Annotated in this window: 13 protein-coding genes and 1 pseudogene; 7 read left to right on the forward strand and 7 right to left on the reverse strand. The window is 40.8% G+C overall.

What is annotated here, in order from left to right; translation table 11 throughout:
- Window positions 1-397: 397 nt before the first annotated feature.
- A complete protein-coding gene (acsF, locus tag F8S12_RS30340) occupies window positions 398-1,474 on the reverse strand; it encodes a magnesium-protoporphyrin IX monomethyl ester (oxidative) cyclase (RefSeq protein ID WP_196515290.1) in 1,077 nt (358 codons plus the stop codon).
- 545 nt (window positions 1,475-2,019) lie between these two features.
- Here acsF and F8S12_RS30345 point away from each other — a divergent pair.
- Window positions 2,020-2,514: a TM2 domain-containing protein gene (locus F8S12_RS30345; RefSeq protein WP_196515294.1), complete on the forward strand. Its 495-nt coding sequence runs from the start codon at window positions 2,020-2,022 to the stop codon at window positions 2,512-2,514.
- 59 nt (window positions 2,515-2,573) lie between these two features.
- Here F8S12_RS30345 and F8S12_RS30350 read toward each other — a convergent pair whose 3' ends face one another.
- Entirely contained in the window at window positions 2,574-3,140 is a 567-nt protein-coding gene (locus F8S12_RS30350; protein WP_196515289.1) for a DUF2996 domain-containing protein, read from the reverse strand.
- 247 nt (window positions 3,141-3,387) lie between these two features.
- A complete protein-coding gene (locus F8S12_RS30355) occupies window positions 3,388-4,446 on the reverse strand; it encodes a DMT family transporter (protein WP_196515288.1) in 1,059 nt (352 codons plus the stop codon).
- Window positions 4,447-4,702: 256 nt separating this feature from the next.
- Here F8S12_RS30355 and F8S12_RS30360 point away from each other — a divergent pair, with 256 nt between their 5' ends.
- Window positions 4,703-5,065 (forward strand): hypothetical protein, encoded by a 363-nt coding sequence (locus tag F8S12_RS30360; RefSeq protein WP_196515287.1) that lies wholly within the window; start codon window positions 4,703-4,705, stop codon window positions 5,063-5,065.
- 335 nt (window positions 5,066-5,400) lie between these two features.
- Here the strand turns inward: F8S12_RS30360 and F8S12_RS30365 are convergent, their stop codons facing one another.
- The 3 genes from F8S12_RS30365 to F8S12_RS30375 form a co-directional block, all read right to left on the reverse strand.
- Window positions 5,401-5,721, reverse strand: a complete 321-nt coding sequence (locus tag F8S12_RS30365) for a DMT family transporter (protein ID WP_230967806.1) — start codon at window positions 5,719-5,721, stop codon at window positions 5,401-5,403.
- 466 nt (window positions 5,722-6,187) lie between these two features.
- The gene (locus F8S12_RS30370) at window positions 6,188-6,604 is read right to left on the reverse strand and encodes a hypothetical protein (protein ID WP_196515286.1); all 417 of its coding nucleotides are present in this window, start codon (window positions 6,602-6,604) and stop codon (window positions 6,188-6,190) included.
- A 3-nt stretch (window positions 6,605-6,607) separates the two neighbouring features.
- Window positions 6,608-7,462, reverse strand: coding sequence for an FAD-binding domain-containing protein (locus tag F8S12_RS30375; RefSeq protein WP_196515285.1), 855 nt, complete (start codon window positions 7,460-7,462; stop codon window positions 6,608-6,610).
- Window positions 7,463-7,734: 272 nt separating this feature from the next.
- Between F8S12_RS30375 and F8S12_RS30380 the strand changes: the two genes are divergently transcribed.
- Complete coding sequence (locus F8S12_RS30380) at window positions 7,735-9,486, forward strand: serine/threonine protein kinase (protein WP_196515284.1); 1,752 nt, start codon at window positions 7,735-7,737, stop codon at window positions 9,484-9,486.
- A 145-nt stretch (window positions 9,487-9,631) separates the two neighbouring features.
- Entirely contained in the window at window positions 9,632-10,111 is a 480-nt protein-coding gene (bcp, locus tag F8S12_RS30385) for a thioredoxin-dependent thiol peroxidase (RefSeq protein ID WP_196515283.1), read from the forward strand.
- A gap of 436 nt (window positions 10,112-10,547) precedes the next feature.
- Here bcp and F8S12_RS30390 read toward each other — a convergent pair whose 3' ends face one another.
- A complete protein-coding gene (locus F8S12_RS30390; RefSeq protein WP_196515282.1) occupies window positions 10,548-11,765 on the reverse strand; it encodes a glycosyltransferase family 4 protein in 1,218 nt (405 codons plus the stop codon).
- A gap of 807 nt (window positions 11,766-12,572) precedes the next feature.
- On the opposite strand from F8S12_RS30390, the gene F8S12_RS30395 reads away from it, so the two are divergent.
- The 3 genes and pseudogenes from F8S12_RS30395 to F8S12_RS30400 all read left to right on the forward strand — a co-directional run bounded on the left by F8S12_RS30395 (window position 12,573) and on the right by F8S12_RS30400 (window position 14,073).
- Entirely contained in the window at window positions 12,573-13,562 is a 990-nt protein-coding gene (locus tag F8S12_RS30395) for a DUF1517 domain-containing protein (protein ID WP_196515281.1), read from the forward strand.
- A gap of 10 nt (window positions 13,563-13,572) precedes the next feature.
- Window positions 13,573-13,704, forward strand: a pseudogene (locus F8S12_RS42490) (DUF6887 family protein); the annotation flags it as partial.
- 141 nt (window positions 13,705-13,845) lie between these two features.
- Window positions 13,846-14,073: a DUF433 domain-containing protein gene (locus F8S12_RS30400; RefSeq protein WP_196515280.1), complete on the forward strand. Its 228-nt coding sequence runs from the start codon at window positions 13,846-13,848 to the stop codon at window positions 14,071-14,073.
- Window positions 14,074-14,128: the final 55 nt, after the last annotated feature.

A 14,128-nucleotide genomic window follows, 5' to 3' on the forward strand; every position in this document is an offset into this window, starting at 1 on the left:
ATATATGGCCATCCGATTTGATTTTTGAACTTATCTGGGTAGGTAGGCAAGAGGCAAGAGGCAACGGGAAAGAATGCTCTTTGATCTGTACGGAGTTTTTTCAGAAATTAAATCATAGTCCTATAGTTTGATTTATTCTTACTACGCTTGGGTTAGTGATATTTAGTGTTCGGAGATCCCCCCAACCCCCCTTAAAAAGTGGGGCTAATATCTCTTTTACCCCCTTTTTAAGGGGGTCGCCGCAGGCGGGGGGATCTTAACCCAAGGGTATTGACTTATACCTAACCTAGCTGCTTAAACTGATTGACGAGTAGTACTCATTAGGATGAATTTTTAGACAAAAAAAGTGGTTCTGTTAATTGTAGAACCACTAAAGCTTTTGCAAACTTGCTATAACTTAACGAACTGTCCCTTCAGCAGAAACAGTATTAATCGGTTTCATCAGGTACAACCGCAATAACAGCCAGCCATTGGAGATGTAAAGCGGTAGTTTCTGGAAGAATTGCAGGAATTTGGGAGTATTAGAGTTAGCGATCGCACTCAGCTTTTCGTTATTTTTTATACAAATATCCAACCGCTCATAAAACTCTGGATTTTCTACATCCAGCATAAGCGGGAATACCCTACCTGCGTTTTCGTTGGTTTTCTTAATTACATGGATGTCGTATTCTCGTGCATCTAATCCCAGGGTGGCATAAAAGTCCTTGCGTTGGATGTCATTGAGATACATTGTTGCAAACACCGACAATAGGAAGAACCGACTCCACAGCCGTGCTTTCCAATCATTCAATATTTGCGGCTGAGATTTCATCAGCGCATCGAAGAAATCACTGTGACGATTTTCATCCTGACACCAGTTTTCAAAGAACCGGAAGATTGGATAAATCCGGTCTTCGGGATGTGCTTCTAAATGGCGATAAATGGTGATATAGCGCCAATAACCAATCTTCTCAGAAATATAAGTGGCGTAAAAGATGAATTTCGGTTTAAAGAAGGTATAATCGCGGCTCTTAGTCAAAAACCCTAAATCTAGGGACAGATCAAAGTCCGACATAGCTTTGTTCAAAAAGCCAGCGTGACGCGCTTCATCCCGTGACATCAGGTTAAAGCACTCTGCCAAGACGGGGCTTTTGCCTTTCAAGCGACGACCGAGTTCTTTATACAGTAAAAAGCCAGAAAACTCTGCCGTACAGGAGCGTTCTAGAAATTCAACGAACAATCGGCGAGTTTCCCCGTCAATATGATCCCAGGATTGTTCAAATTCGGCATCCCGAACAAAGTGATGGCGATTGTAGTCAGTGCGAAACTCTTCGAGAATGGCTCTTAACTCATCTTCGTTGATGGAAATGTCCATCCGCGCCATTTCATCAAAATCGGTGGTATAAAACCGAGGTGTTAACAGGGTTTCTTTCGCCGGGACTTTAATCCCTGGCCGTATTTCTTCAAAGCCTGGTTTTTTGAGGGAATCTACCATGTCTTGATTGCTCTTTCGTCTTTATTATCTTAAGTACATCCTTCGGGTGACGCTACGCACAGTCGCTCATGGCGGAAACCCTCAAGACTGGACTGCCTCACCAAAAAGCCAAGGGTAATGCTCTGGCAAGGCGCAATAGCTGACAATAATCCAATTGTATAAAGTTTAGTCTACCAAGGTGGGGGTTACAAAGCTAGTAAGTGAAAGATTAAGAGTTGCAACAATGATTCAACTTTTGCGGAATCGAGAATCGCGGATTGGTAGTCAATTCAATGTAGTTCAGCATTCAGCACTGTTTTGATCAAGTTGAGTAGCACACGCTTATCCTATTCTCAAAACGCTACCATCTCAGTAATTTTCTGTGGTTGTTATTACAATTAAGTTAGGTAGCTTGATCATAAATTGCTCATCTTAGAATTAACAATCTATGACTGGCATGATTACTGAAAAGTTTTAATTGCGCTATCTATCCATGCTGATATGCAAAAAACAGTATGGAAAACCATCTTAGACAACAAGAGCAAACCCAAAGGGTTGAAAACAAGATGAATCTTGAAAACAATCAGCAGAAAGACCGATTACTTGTCTCTTACATCTTGTGTGCAGTCGGATTTTTCGGGGTGGGAGGGCTGCACCGCCTATACAATGGCAAGATAGGGACAGGTTTATTGTGGCTGTTTACTTTTGGTTTCTTGTATGTAGGACAAATTGTGGATCTGTTGCTCATCCCCGGTATGGTTGATGAATATGAACACAAACTGAGACTAAAAGCAGGTGTATCTCCCTTGGGTGTACCTTTAAATCAAGCAGTGGTTGCTTCCCAAGTCCACCGCCCAACTGGTAATCAACTCATGATTAAACTGATTGAAGCCGCAGAAAGCAAAGGTGGTACTCTAACTGTGACTCAAGGTGTGAAGTTTACGGGAGCTAGCTTTGCTGAAGTAGAAAATACTCTTAAAGAGATGTATAAATCAGGTTATGTAAAAATTGATAACGACCCCAATACTGGAGCCGTTATTTACCATTTCCATGAACTTTAATTGTTATTAGTGATTTGTCATTTGTCCTTTGTTAAAAACCAATGACCAATGACCAATGACTAATTTCTACCTAACCACTTTTGACCGTCCAAGCGCTGAACTAAGCCAAACACCAACAAATCGAGGGTAATTTTACGCTCATCGATTAAAAATGACTCAAGAGTGCTGGGTTTTTTGCCTTCATTACAGGAAAATCCTTTTTTCCCTTGAATATCTTCTTCGGGGAAATACAGGTTAAACTGACGCAGACCAATTTCCGACCAACTGCCAATAACTTGCCAGCATTCTTCGGTGGATTCAAAACCAGTGATTGGCATCTTCTGCTTGGCAAAAGACACTTGTAAATCTTGCACGCCTTGTTGAGCGATCGCTTTTTGTAAGGCTGGCAAGTAATCTTGCTCAATAAACTCTACAAATGGCTTATCTTCAACAGATGGGGCTTTTTCCTTTTTGGCGGCTTTAGCTGCGGCGGGTTTTTCTCCTGGTGCGGCGGCTGCGGTTTTTGGATCTGGCGCGTTGGCAGTAGGAAGGTCTGTAGCTTCGGTTGAATCTGTACTAGGAACCTGCTTGTCAGCAGTGGTGGGAGCTACCTCTCCCGCTTGATTTTGATTGGTTTGGTCTGCCATTGCTCAGGTCAATCCTTTAATCTTGCTTTTGGAGCGATCGCTCACCTTGAGGTATCGGGTATTTTCATTTTGACATACTAATGCAGCAGGGCAAAACTAACTGCTGTACAATTATGAAATAACGCAAAAGCTGAGAAAATAAGCCTTCTTGCTTCCTCCTGCGCCGTACCCCTTCAATTTTGGATTTGCGGTTTTAGATGTTCAATCCAAAATCCAAAATCTAAAATCTAAAATTCTTCCGCCTCTTTCAAATCCCCTTGAATCCCATACCATTTTCTGCTTGTTGTTGTAATTGAGTAGAATTTACCTTGTCAGACGCAACGCTGCCGTTCTTCTTACGCCAAATACCAAATTGGCTCAGGAATAGACCTACTAAAACCAAGCTACCACCAATATATTGAGGTAAGGTAGGGACTTCACCCAAAATTAAATAAGCCGCTAGGATGCCCACAATTGGGCTAAATGAGCCAACTAAGGAAGCCATAGATATAGTGGAAGTTTTCAAGCCTTTAATCCAAAAAGACTGACCTACTACTACAATCAACCCACCATAGAGAAACATCCACTGCCACAGAAATGGTGAGAGTGCATCAGCGAAATGATCGCTGCCATAGAGTACTAAAGCAAAAAAGAAAAAGATTACGGTTCCTAGTGCAGTACGATAGATACTATAGATTCCCAGAGGAATTTGCGAGAGGTATTTCTTGCCGATAATTGTAGAAGCGGCTATGGCTACCGATCCAGCTACTGCCAAAAGTTCTCCTATACCTAACCCGAAACCTCCCATGTTCATCATCGCTTCCCCTGGTGGCTGAAGGATGATAGTTAGGATAACACCGATCAAAGCTGCGATCGCTCCAATAAATTCCCAAATATTTACCCTATCCTTCAATAACCAGACTGATAAAGCCAGAGTTAGAGGCGGTTCCAAGCGTCCAACTAAGATGACATTGTTCACCCCTGTGAGTGCAAGTGCCTGGAAAATTAAGCCAGGGGCCAACGCTCCTGATAAAATAGCTACTGCCGTTAGACTGACCCAATCTTTCTTTGATATCTGCTTCAAGGTAGCTTTGTTCCATTCTCGCCCATAAATTAGGATCAGAAGTATCAAGGCGCAAAGGTTTCCCACGAATAAAACATTACACAAAGAAATCGGATTGCGATTACCCATGAAATGTTGGGCACCAATTTCTGTTAGCTTCCGGGTAACTGCGCTAGATGCTGCAAAAATTAGCATTGCTAGCCAGAGATATGTTTGTCCAGAAATTCTATGGATTAGGCGATGTGGTCTTTTGGGTCTAGTCACAATAACACCACTGCAATGAAAGCATTGCTCATTATACTAAGTTACCTTCATTCTGAACTCAATGAAGTTTTGCTGAGAGAACACTTAAATTCTGCTGTGACTTTGAGTAACCATGAGTACCTGAGAAAGTGATGAGAATTAACTAAATTTTCTCAAGGGATAAATTCATGAAAATAGCGGTTTAGTTTCAATAAGGTCTCACTCCCACCTGAGATAGTTTGGATGTTCAGGATAAAACAGAGAAGAGGAGTCACAAATGAAACTCGCCCCCCTACTTACAAGTGTTGCCTTGGTTGGTTTTTTCACAGTTTGGGACGTACCATTAAAGGTGATAAATCCATTATTAGTACAGGCATCAGCAGCCGAAGAAATGTCTGTAGCTCAGAAACTAGATTTGCTTACTAAGAGTAAGGGTAAGATAGGTAGTGGTGATCAACTGCGTCGTTTCTTTTTTGGTGACTTGGAGCCAATCGGTATCCAGGTAGGTGGTGCAGGTCACGTAGTTAATCTTTACAACAAAGCCAATAATGTTACATTTGCTTACTGTTCACACTACGATGTGATTGTTGCGATTAAGAAAGGTAAGGTAACTAAATTTGAACCCAGTGAAGTGAAGTAATCCTAAATCGACTTGCCGATTAATACTTTGCTAAAACCAAAGGAGCTACTTGATGACATTTAAGTTGCAATTGCCCTAGCAATAGTCAGATTGAGTCTTCCCAAAAAAGCATTAAAGTTCTTGCAGAAGTTGAGAAAGGGGTAAAGAGAAAGAGATAAAATTTTCTTTTTAGCTTTGCCCTTTAACTCTTGTTACAGCCCTATAGCTAAGTCTGATCATTTTGCTCTTTTAACGGAGCAATAAAAAATGCTGGTGTATTGACTACAACAGCAACAAGCAGAATGATCAATTTTAGTTTATTCACCTGATAAATTCTAACATGAATGAGGCATCTTTTATTGACTTGCATTAATGCCAATTACCCCTATGACTATTAAGGCGATCGACATGAGTTTGATGAATGTAGCAGATTCACGAAACCAGATAATACCAATAATAGCAATTAGGACAGTTCCCAATCCAGCCCATACAGAATAAGCTACACTCACTTCAAGTCTTTTGAGAGCAAGCGTCAAAAAAGTAAAACAAAGTCCATAAAAAACAAAGATTAATACGGAAGGGCCTATTTTAGTAAATCCTTGCGATAATTTCATGCAAGTTGTGCCTGAAACTTCAAAGATTATTGCTGCAATCAGGTAAATCCAACTTATTGACATATCTGTTTTCAGCAGTTTGTTAGGAGTCTTTCATTATGTCTGTGAAAATAAAAAAATACAACAGATAATATAACTATTTATTAAACTAAATAAAAAGTACTCCCCTTTTGGAGAGAGCTTTTTAGTGTGAATTACTTAGCCTATACAGATTTATTAGGAAAGTGCAAAGTTTTAAATGTTTTACAGACATTTAAGGTAACTGAAATTTACTCTTCTGGCACGTAATTTTCATTTTCAGCCAATTCTAGCTTTATGTATACGATGTATAAGTAGCTGAGCGAAATTAAATATAATATGTCATTGCGAGCGAAACGCAGTGGAGTGAAGCAATCGCAAAGGCTGAGATTGCTTCACTTCGTACCCTACGGGAACGCCAAGGGCGAACGCAATGACAAACTATCTTATATTTATTTAGAACCATCTACTTACAAGCGAAGCATACTAAGGTTCACAATTCCAAATTCGACTATTCAAAAACATAATTTTGAGCCACTTTCCAATAGCGGGAGAACCGCTTCAGGTCAATATAGCCATCATAGTCAAAAAATGGTTCTACTTCTAGCACTTGGACTGCTAGCGATCGCTCCATTTCTTTGCAGATATCATCGAACCGGGGACTGGGACTGTCGGCTGTTACAACTAGATTTGCGTTATGTTCTTTTGCAAAAGCCAAAATTTCTTGTGCCACATTACCACGACGGATAACAACGGGTAACTCTAACAAGCATTCGTAGATAAAAGCGAGACGTTTGAGACTTAGTTGCCATTCTTCTATCAAAGCCTCGTCCCAAACCCAGATAGCTGGTGCATCGGGGTATTTTTGTAGTACAGGGTTGTATGGACTGAGGCAATCTCCATGCACCCAAACAATTGGTTTACTCATTTTTCACTTTTTACCTTTTTTCCCATGCTGCCAACTTTGGCTGTTAGCTTGTTTACTAAATTCCCCTTTAGGAAAAAGTTGCTGTTCTAATTCTTCATAGCTGCCTTCAAAATCACAATGACCGTAAAGGGGACATTTCTGACAATAAACGCTTTTGGTGTAGCGTTCTAAGTTCTCACGATTGAAAAAATACGGTTTATGACTAAAAGTGCTGGCAACCCACTGCCATGACATATTATTACTAGCAGGATCTCCATCTAAAAGGTGTTCGAGAAACCACTTGGCTCCTGTTTGCCAACGAATCCGCCGCCAATGAACAATATAAGCCGCTAGCCACATTCGTGCGTGGTTATGTAGATAGCCAGTTTCTTTCAAGTCACGGCTAAAACTGTCGATGCAAACTCTGTCTGTGGTTCCTTGTCTGATATCTTGCGGCAATTCGGGTGTATATTCACCCGCAGCGTAACCAGTTTTGTATTCTTCTTGGTCTTTCCAGATTCCATCCCCTAACTTTACATACAACCGTTGCCAGTAGTCGCGCCAGCCTAACTCGTTAATTAGTTTCGTAGCATCGTCTTGGTGCTGTACCTGGTCAAGGACATAATCTCGAATTTCTCGCAAGCTCAAAACGCCATAGCGGATGTAAGGCGAAAGTCGCGTGACTGCACCTGTGAAAAAATTACGTGTTTGCGCGTAGCCTACTGGGTCAATTTTTTGCAGCGCTATCTGTGCCGCTTTGCGTCCCCCCACAGTTTTGCTGATGTGGCTATCGCGTTGTGCCACAGTTGGAAATTGTTCGCGGAGGTAGGCTACCAACTCATCGCGGTTGGTAAATTCGCGTTGCATATCTTTAGTCATGTGAACTTTGAAGGGTGAGAATAGATAAACAAAAATATCTGTAGGTTAAGTCATTATTATGGCGGATAAATATAAGCGTACACCGCAGGGGTTGCCGCAGGCATCGCTCTCAACCTTATAAGAGAAATTTTTTCATGGTAAGTAAGCAAAGATGAATCAGTGTGTAGGCTAGCAAGAACCGCAGGCATTGTTCATTGTCCTAATTTTTACTGGTGACGTGAATATCGCAGTAAGGCTAGACTATCGGGGCAAACTGTGTTGCAAAAAACACCATGACCCTCTGCATCAATCCCCACTGCCCAAGACCCCAAAATTCTGAAAATATCCTGTTTTGTCAAGCCTGTGGCTCAGAATTGCTCTTGGAAGGACGGTATCGAGTGACTCGCCAATTAGGTGCTGGTGGTTTTGCCAAGACATTTGAAGTCAACCACGCTAACACCCTCAAAGTATTAAAAGTTCTGATGCTGGATGATGCCAAGGCAGTATCGCTGTTTCAGCAAGAGGCACAAGTCTTAAGCCATCTGAATCATCCAGGAATTCCAAAAGGAGATGGGTACTTTGCATTTTCTCCCAAAAATAGCCAAGCGCCACTGCATTGCTTGGTAATGGAGAAAATCGAGGGGTTGGACTTGTACCAATATATGGAACAACGAAGTAATCGCCCAATTGATGAAAAGTTAGCACTCTTATGGCTAACTCAGTTGGTAAATATTTTGCATGAAGTGCATCAGCAGAACTTTTTTCATAGAGATATCAAGCCACCAAATATTATGCTCAAAGCCGATGGACATCTGGCTTTGATAGACTTTGGTACAGCAAGAGAAGTTACACCAACCTATCATCAAAAAGCAGCAGGGCAGAATATAACAGGGATTTTTTCACCAGGTTATACACCACTAGAACAAGCCAATGGTAAAGCCGTACCACAATCAGACTTTTTCGCCCTGGGTCGTACATTTGTTTATTTACTTACCGGCAAATCTCCAGATCAATTTTCTGAAGACCCGCGAACTGGTAAGTTAATGTGGCGAGACAGTGCTTTACAAGTTTCTAAACAGGTAGCTGGTTTGATTGATTATCTTATGGAAGCATTTCCTGGCAAGCGTCCTCAAAATGCCCAGATGATTTTGAGGTGTCTATCGGAAATTAATTCAACTGTGCAGTCATATTCCCCTTCTTCTTCAACATCACAATTACCACCTACAGAAATAGAAAAGCCTAAACAAAGTAGGCAAGTTAAAACGTCAGCAGCTACTCAAATTCAATCTTCAAAAACTGAAACTAATATATTTTCCAGCAAAAATGCCCAATTCACAGGTGCAGCAATTGCTTTTGCTATACTTTTTTTAATTAAATTCGGTAGTCGGGGAATTTATAAGTTATTTGATTCTCATGCAAGTCAGCCAGTGGTGACTTCAACACCAACTGAGTTACAAGCAAGTAATTCTGAGCAAGCAAATACTGATTCCACGAGTCAACAACCTTTTATTTCCGAGGAAAATATCCCTTCGGGTGTTCCATCTGATTGGAAGAAGTTTGAGGGTAGTGGCTCAGAATTGTGGTTGCCTCCAAGTTGGGAGAGTGGAGATTATAGATCAATGAAGAAGTCAGGCAGTCACAATCCACAAATTGAGCAGTTTGCTCAACAAGTACAACAAAATCCCTCAGCTTTTCCAATTTTTGCTTTCGACTCAATCAAGGGTAACTCAGGCTTCCTAACTAATGTAATTGTCTCAAAGGAACAAGTAACTCCTACAATTAATTTAGAAACTTACTTACAAGAGGAGAGCAAGCACTTTCCTGCTCAAATTCGTATAGTGGATATGAAAACCGCGTCGGTTGAAGGTTATGAGATAGGACGGATAATCACAGAAACATCACTAGGTAGAAGTGGAAAACAAATACATTATATCATTAAAGATGGTAGGACTATTTGGAGTGTAATTTTTTCTACTGGGGCAGATGAATTTGAACAAAGATTACCAATCTTGGAAGCAAGTCTTCGTACCTTTTCACTTAAGTAGTAGCTTGTAAGTAAAAATTGCTTCTAATTGTTTGGGTTTTGTTATTGTTCAACCAAAACTAATACTATTCGTAATTAGTGGTTACGTACGATCGCTCAATATATGTACAATTCTAAAGCGATCGCAATCTCTCACACCCTCCATCATGAGCAACATTCCCCAAGTCGGACAACCAGCACCAGATTTCTCTACTCTTGACCAAAATGGCAATTCAGTCACTCTCGACGACCTCAGCAGTCAGTGGATTGTCCTCTACTTCTACCCCAAAGATGACACCCCTGGCTGTACCACCGAAGCGAAAGATTTCACCGAGTTGTATCAAGACTTCAGCGCACTGGGAGCGAAAATCTTAGGCGTAAGTCCAGATTCGGGTAAGTCCCATTGTAAATTTATCAGCAAACATAACTTGTCAATCACCCTTTTAAGTGACCCCGAACATATTTTGACAGAAGCCTATGGCGCTTGGCAATTGAAAAAATTTATGGGCAAAGAATATATGGGTGTTGTTCGCTCAACCTTCCTAATTTCACCTGATAAAATAGTTGCCTATGCTTGGCCGAATGTCAAAACTAAAGGTCATGCTCAAGCAGTTTTAACTAAATTACGGGAATTAGCAGCCACGTAAACGCGACTGGATGCGGGTATAGTTACAGCAATGTTACGTGAATCATATTTATAGTAATAAAGCAGATTCAAAAATTGATATCCAATCCTGATTTTAATTCCTTAAAAAGCCTGTTATTTATTCTCTACACGCCTAATTACAAATTAACTCTAGCTCAAGATATAGCGGTTCCCTGGTAAATAAAGTACATATTAAAACCTCACCCTTGCTTTACCCAAAGGTAAATCTTTCCCTCTCCTTAGTAAGGAGAGGGAAAGGTTTTGCGTAGCAGAACCAGGGTGAGGTTAAGCTGTACCTCGCTAGATTAGGAAACGCTATATCATCGCTACTAGAAGTTATATAGTTCGCACTCAACATTAAACGTTCTATGACATATCCACCTTTGATCCTTCGCGCTTCCATGCCATCAATCAGGATGTAAGCATTAAATATTTGCTCACCTATTATCAGTTTTATATAAACATTTATAAGCAGTTTTACGCTTTGCGAATTCTTTACCTTTGCGACCAAACTGCTCACGTAATTGCTGATCTTTACACAACCTATTGAAAGCTTGAAAAACTTCATAACCAGAATTGGGATTAACCAGTATCCCATTTTCTTCATGCTGAACTGTGTCTAGAACACCGCCTAAGCGAGGGGCAATTACAGGCTTACCGAAGTAACTTGCTTCTAAATAAACCATACCAAAACCCTCCATACTATTAGCTTTAGTATCCAATAAAGTCAGCATGGCAAATATGTCGCAAGCTGCATAATAACCTGCTAATTCTCGCTCTGGCACATATCCGGTAAAGTGGACACGCTTATTTACCCGTAAACGATGCACCAGAGATTTAAGTTCCGACTCACAAGAACCTTGTCCGCAAAGTATATAGTGAACATCGACTCCAAAAGTTAGCAATAGTGGGATGTTATCAATCACTCGGTCAAAACCTTGGTGTTTTACTAGCCTTCCTATGGAGAGAATAACTATTGCTGTTTCGGGAATATTGTAGGTTTGACGCACGCGAACACGTAAATCATTGAGGCTATTTGGATTCGCGGCATTACCAAATTTTTCTGGTCTAATTACTGGGTTAATGATGTGAGTAGGAGTATCTAATCGCAAAGCAGTTCTGAGGTAGTCTCTTGTATAAGAACTATTACAAATAATGCCTTCGGCTCGTTTGAGTGTTAATTTAAATAGCGATCGCAGCACGGGATTGTGTAAAGTACAAAGAAGATCATTGCCGTGCAGATAGATAAAAAAGCGAATAGGTAAGAAATAGCTCAATAGTAACAGCGAAGCAAAGTCATAGCCGTGACCCCACTCAATATAACGGTAGTGATAGCGAAAATAGAGTTTAATTGCTAGCACAAATGAGCAGACGATATTGACCAAAGGCTTCAGGATACTCCCCACCCAGCCACTACGCCAATATCTAGGATAAGACCAGCGATATATAGGAAATTGTTGACCTTCGTCAAATACTTTATCTCCTGAGCAACTAGCCGTCAGTACAATAACTCTTTCTGGATCTTGGAGACAGCGATTGTAGATATATTCTCCAATGACAGCTTCTTTCGGCAGAAAGATCCGGGAGATAACTAGAATATCCGGGTATGCAGCTTTGTCTGTAATTTCGGCTGTTAGTTGAGAAATATGTTCCATGATTAAAGTTAATAACTATTATTTCAAATAATTTTTAATTTCTTTACAATTAGGAGGACTTTTAAAAGCAAAATTAATTATTATTGTTTTTTAACTGAATGCGGTAGACAGACCTTAAATCTATTTTAGAACATTAGTCAGTAAGATTAGTTTTTTAATTGTGTTAATTTTATTTTTACAGGCAAATTTATCATTACTTGAGAATTTCTGTGCATGTGAACAATAAATAAAAGCTAGCACTTGTAGCCAAATTGCTTTCACTCGCGGCACAAAAACTTAAGTGGGTATTTGCTCCCATCTCCGGTATCTGGCTGGACTTAGTGATAGGCATCACGCACACTTGCTAGCCTAGCGCGTATACGTAAATCTTAAGCTGCCAGATGTAACAAATGCTGTTGAAAAGTTAAAAATATTCTCCTACCTGGTGACAAAACAAGTAGAGTGAAGTATTAAAAAATTAGTCAAAATAATTACTAAAAATTAAAATCATCTGTATAATTCAAAACTGTACTCTTAAAGTGCTAGTCCAAAAGATAGCAACGATTACTCGTAGGCGTAGCCCGTCGTAGACATCGCAAGCTTCGGCGATTGTAAACATATCTTAAGGTACGGTTCCCCAGTCGAGAAATCCCCCCTGCGATCGCTACCTACCCAACATAAGACGCGGTAAATTGAATATGTAGCCTCTAAAATGTGATTGCTACAAACTCGCTTGATTGTTACAGGCTGTCCTTAGCTACATACCGCAACACTCCTACGAGCATCAAGAAAAATCATAAATAATTCCATTTTTCAAGCGATTGTATTATGCGTAAAAAACTACAACAAACCATCAAACCGCTCTTAAAAACCTTCTTCGCCTTAAGCCTGGTGTTAACTTTGGCTTTTGCTCACGCCGATGGAGCATTAGCTGCTCGCAGTGGCGGTAGAATCGGTGGTGGCTCCTTTAGAGCGCCTTCCAGCAGCCGCACCTATACACCGCGTACCTATGCACCTCCTGGCGGTGGCGGATACTATCCTGGTGGTGGTTTTGGTGGTGGTGGCTTTGGCTTTCCCTTCCTAATTCCCTTCTGGGGTATTGGGGGAGGATTCGGTGGTATATTTACCATCTTAATCTTCTTGGCGATCGCTAACTTCCTATTACAAAGTTTCCGCCGCATCTCTAGCGGTGAAACTGAAGAAACAGATTACAGCAGTAACTCTTCTGTTTCTGTAAGCCGTTTGCAAGTAGGTTTGTTAGCTCAAGCCCGTGAATTGCAAAATGAACTCAACCACATTGCCGAAACTGCTGATACTAACACCCCAGAAGGGAGAGCAGAAATTCTGCAAGAAGCTAGCCTAGCTTTACTCCGCCATCCCGAATACTTTGTATATGCAGGTGGTGGCACTCAACAAGCCAGTTTAAATTCAGCTGAAGGTCAGTTTAACCGCCTGTCACTTGCAGAACGCAGCAAGTTTAGCGAAGAAACTCTTTCTAACGTCAACAACCAGCTTAGAGCAGCCCTTGCCAAAGATGCTTTACCCCCGGCTGGTGAACTCGACAACCCTACCCGTCTAATTACCGAAGGCCCTGGTGAATACATTATCGTCACCTTATTGGCAGCGACATTTGGTAAGTTTGAAATCCCAACAGCTATTAACAGTGCTGATGATTTGCGTCAAGCTTTGCGGCAAATTGGTAGCATCCCCAGTGAGAAACTTCTGGCAATTGAAGTTCTTTGGACTCCGCAAGCTGAAGGCGATACTCTCACATCTGATGATGTATTGGCAAATTATCCTGATTTGAGATTGGTTTAATTACGTCAGGACTCATCCACAGAATACTGACGCATTTCACAAGTACATGGATAGATTGAATGAGTACCCCGGTGTACTTTGCACTACAGATGAAGAGTTTGAGGCTGAAGTCCAAAAGCGAATCAATCAATTGCAAGGTTAAACCAAACAATTAAGTCTGATAAGGCGTTGTGCTACAAACACAACGCTTTTTATTTTACTTCAGCAGAGGCTTTTTTGTGTAACTCCAGTCAGGAAAGGGTTCGTAGGCGATATAGTAGACGAATAAATAGCAAAAAAGATTATGATTACCTTATTCCAAAGTCCAGTAAATTCTGATGCAGAAGTCATGGGCGGGACTTTGGTATTCCGAAATACGAGAGTCCCAGCCCAATCGCTTCTTGAGTATTTAGATGACGGATTTTCTCTAGAGGAGTTTTTGGACAATTTTCCATCTGTCACTCGTGTAGATGCGGTGAATTTTCTGAAACTTGCTCGTCAACAAGTTCAACATGAAAATCATTCTGGATGAGAATTTACCAAAAGCTTTGAAGGGATATTTTTCAGCTTATGAAGTGACAACTGTT

This window comes from Nostoc sp. WHI (assembly GCF_015714725.1).
Classification (GTDB): Bacteria; Cyanobacteriota; Cyanobacteriia; order Cyanobacteriales; family Nostocaceae; genus Nostoc.

What these genes read in the sequence shown, in the direction of transcription:
- acsF (WP_196515290.1), bottom strand. Translation starts at nt 1,474, where the DNA reads ATGGTAGATTCCCTCAAAAAACCAGGCTTTGAAGAAATACGGCCAGGG.
- F8S12_RS30345 (WP_196515294.1), top strand. Translation starts at nt 2,020, where the DNA reads ATGAATCTTGAAAACAATCAGCAGAAAGACCGATTACTTGTCTCTTAC.
- F8S12_RS30350 (WP_196515289.1), bottom strand. Translation starts at nt 3,140, where the DNA reads ATGGCAGACCAAACCAATCAAAATCAAGCGGGAGAGGTAGCTCCCACC.
- F8S12_RS30360 (WP_196515287.1), top strand. Translation starts at nt 4,703, where the DNA reads ATGAAACTCGCCCCCCTACTTACAAGTGTTGCCTTGGTTGGTTTTTTC.
- F8S12_RS30365 (WP_230967806.1), bottom strand. Translation starts at nt 5,721, where the DNA reads ATGTCAATAAGTTGGATTTACCTGATTGCAGCAATAATCTTTGAAGTT.
- F8S12_RS30370 (WP_196515286.1), bottom strand. Translation starts at nt 6,604, where the DNA reads ATGAGTAAACCAATTGTTTGGGTGCATGGAGATTGCCTCAGTCCATAC.
- F8S12_RS30375 (WP_196515285.1), bottom strand. Translation starts at nt 7,462, where the DNA reads ATGACTAAAGATATGCAACGCGAATTTACCAACCGCGATGAGTTGGTA.
- F8S12_RS30380 (WP_196515284.1), top strand. Translation starts at nt 7,735, where the DNA reads ATGACCCTCTGCATCAATCCCCACTGCCCAAGACCCCAAAATTCTGAA.
- bcp (WP_196515283.1), top strand. Translation starts at nt 9,632, where the DNA reads ATGAGCAACATTCCCCAAGTCGGACAACCAGCACCAGATTTCTCTACT.
- F8S12_RS30390 (WP_196515282.1), bottom strand. Translation starts at nt 11,765, where the DNA reads ATGGAACATATTTCTCAACTAACAGCCGAAATTACAGACAAAGCTGCA.
- F8S12_RS30395 (WP_196515281.1), top strand. Translation starts at nt 12,573, where the DNA reads ATGCGTAAAAAACTACAACAAACCATCAAACCGCTCTTAAAAACCTTC.
- F8S12_RS30400 (WP_196515280.1), top strand. Translation starts at nt 13,846, where the DNA reads ATGATTACCTTATTCCAAAGTCCAGTAAATTCTGATGCAGAAGTCATG.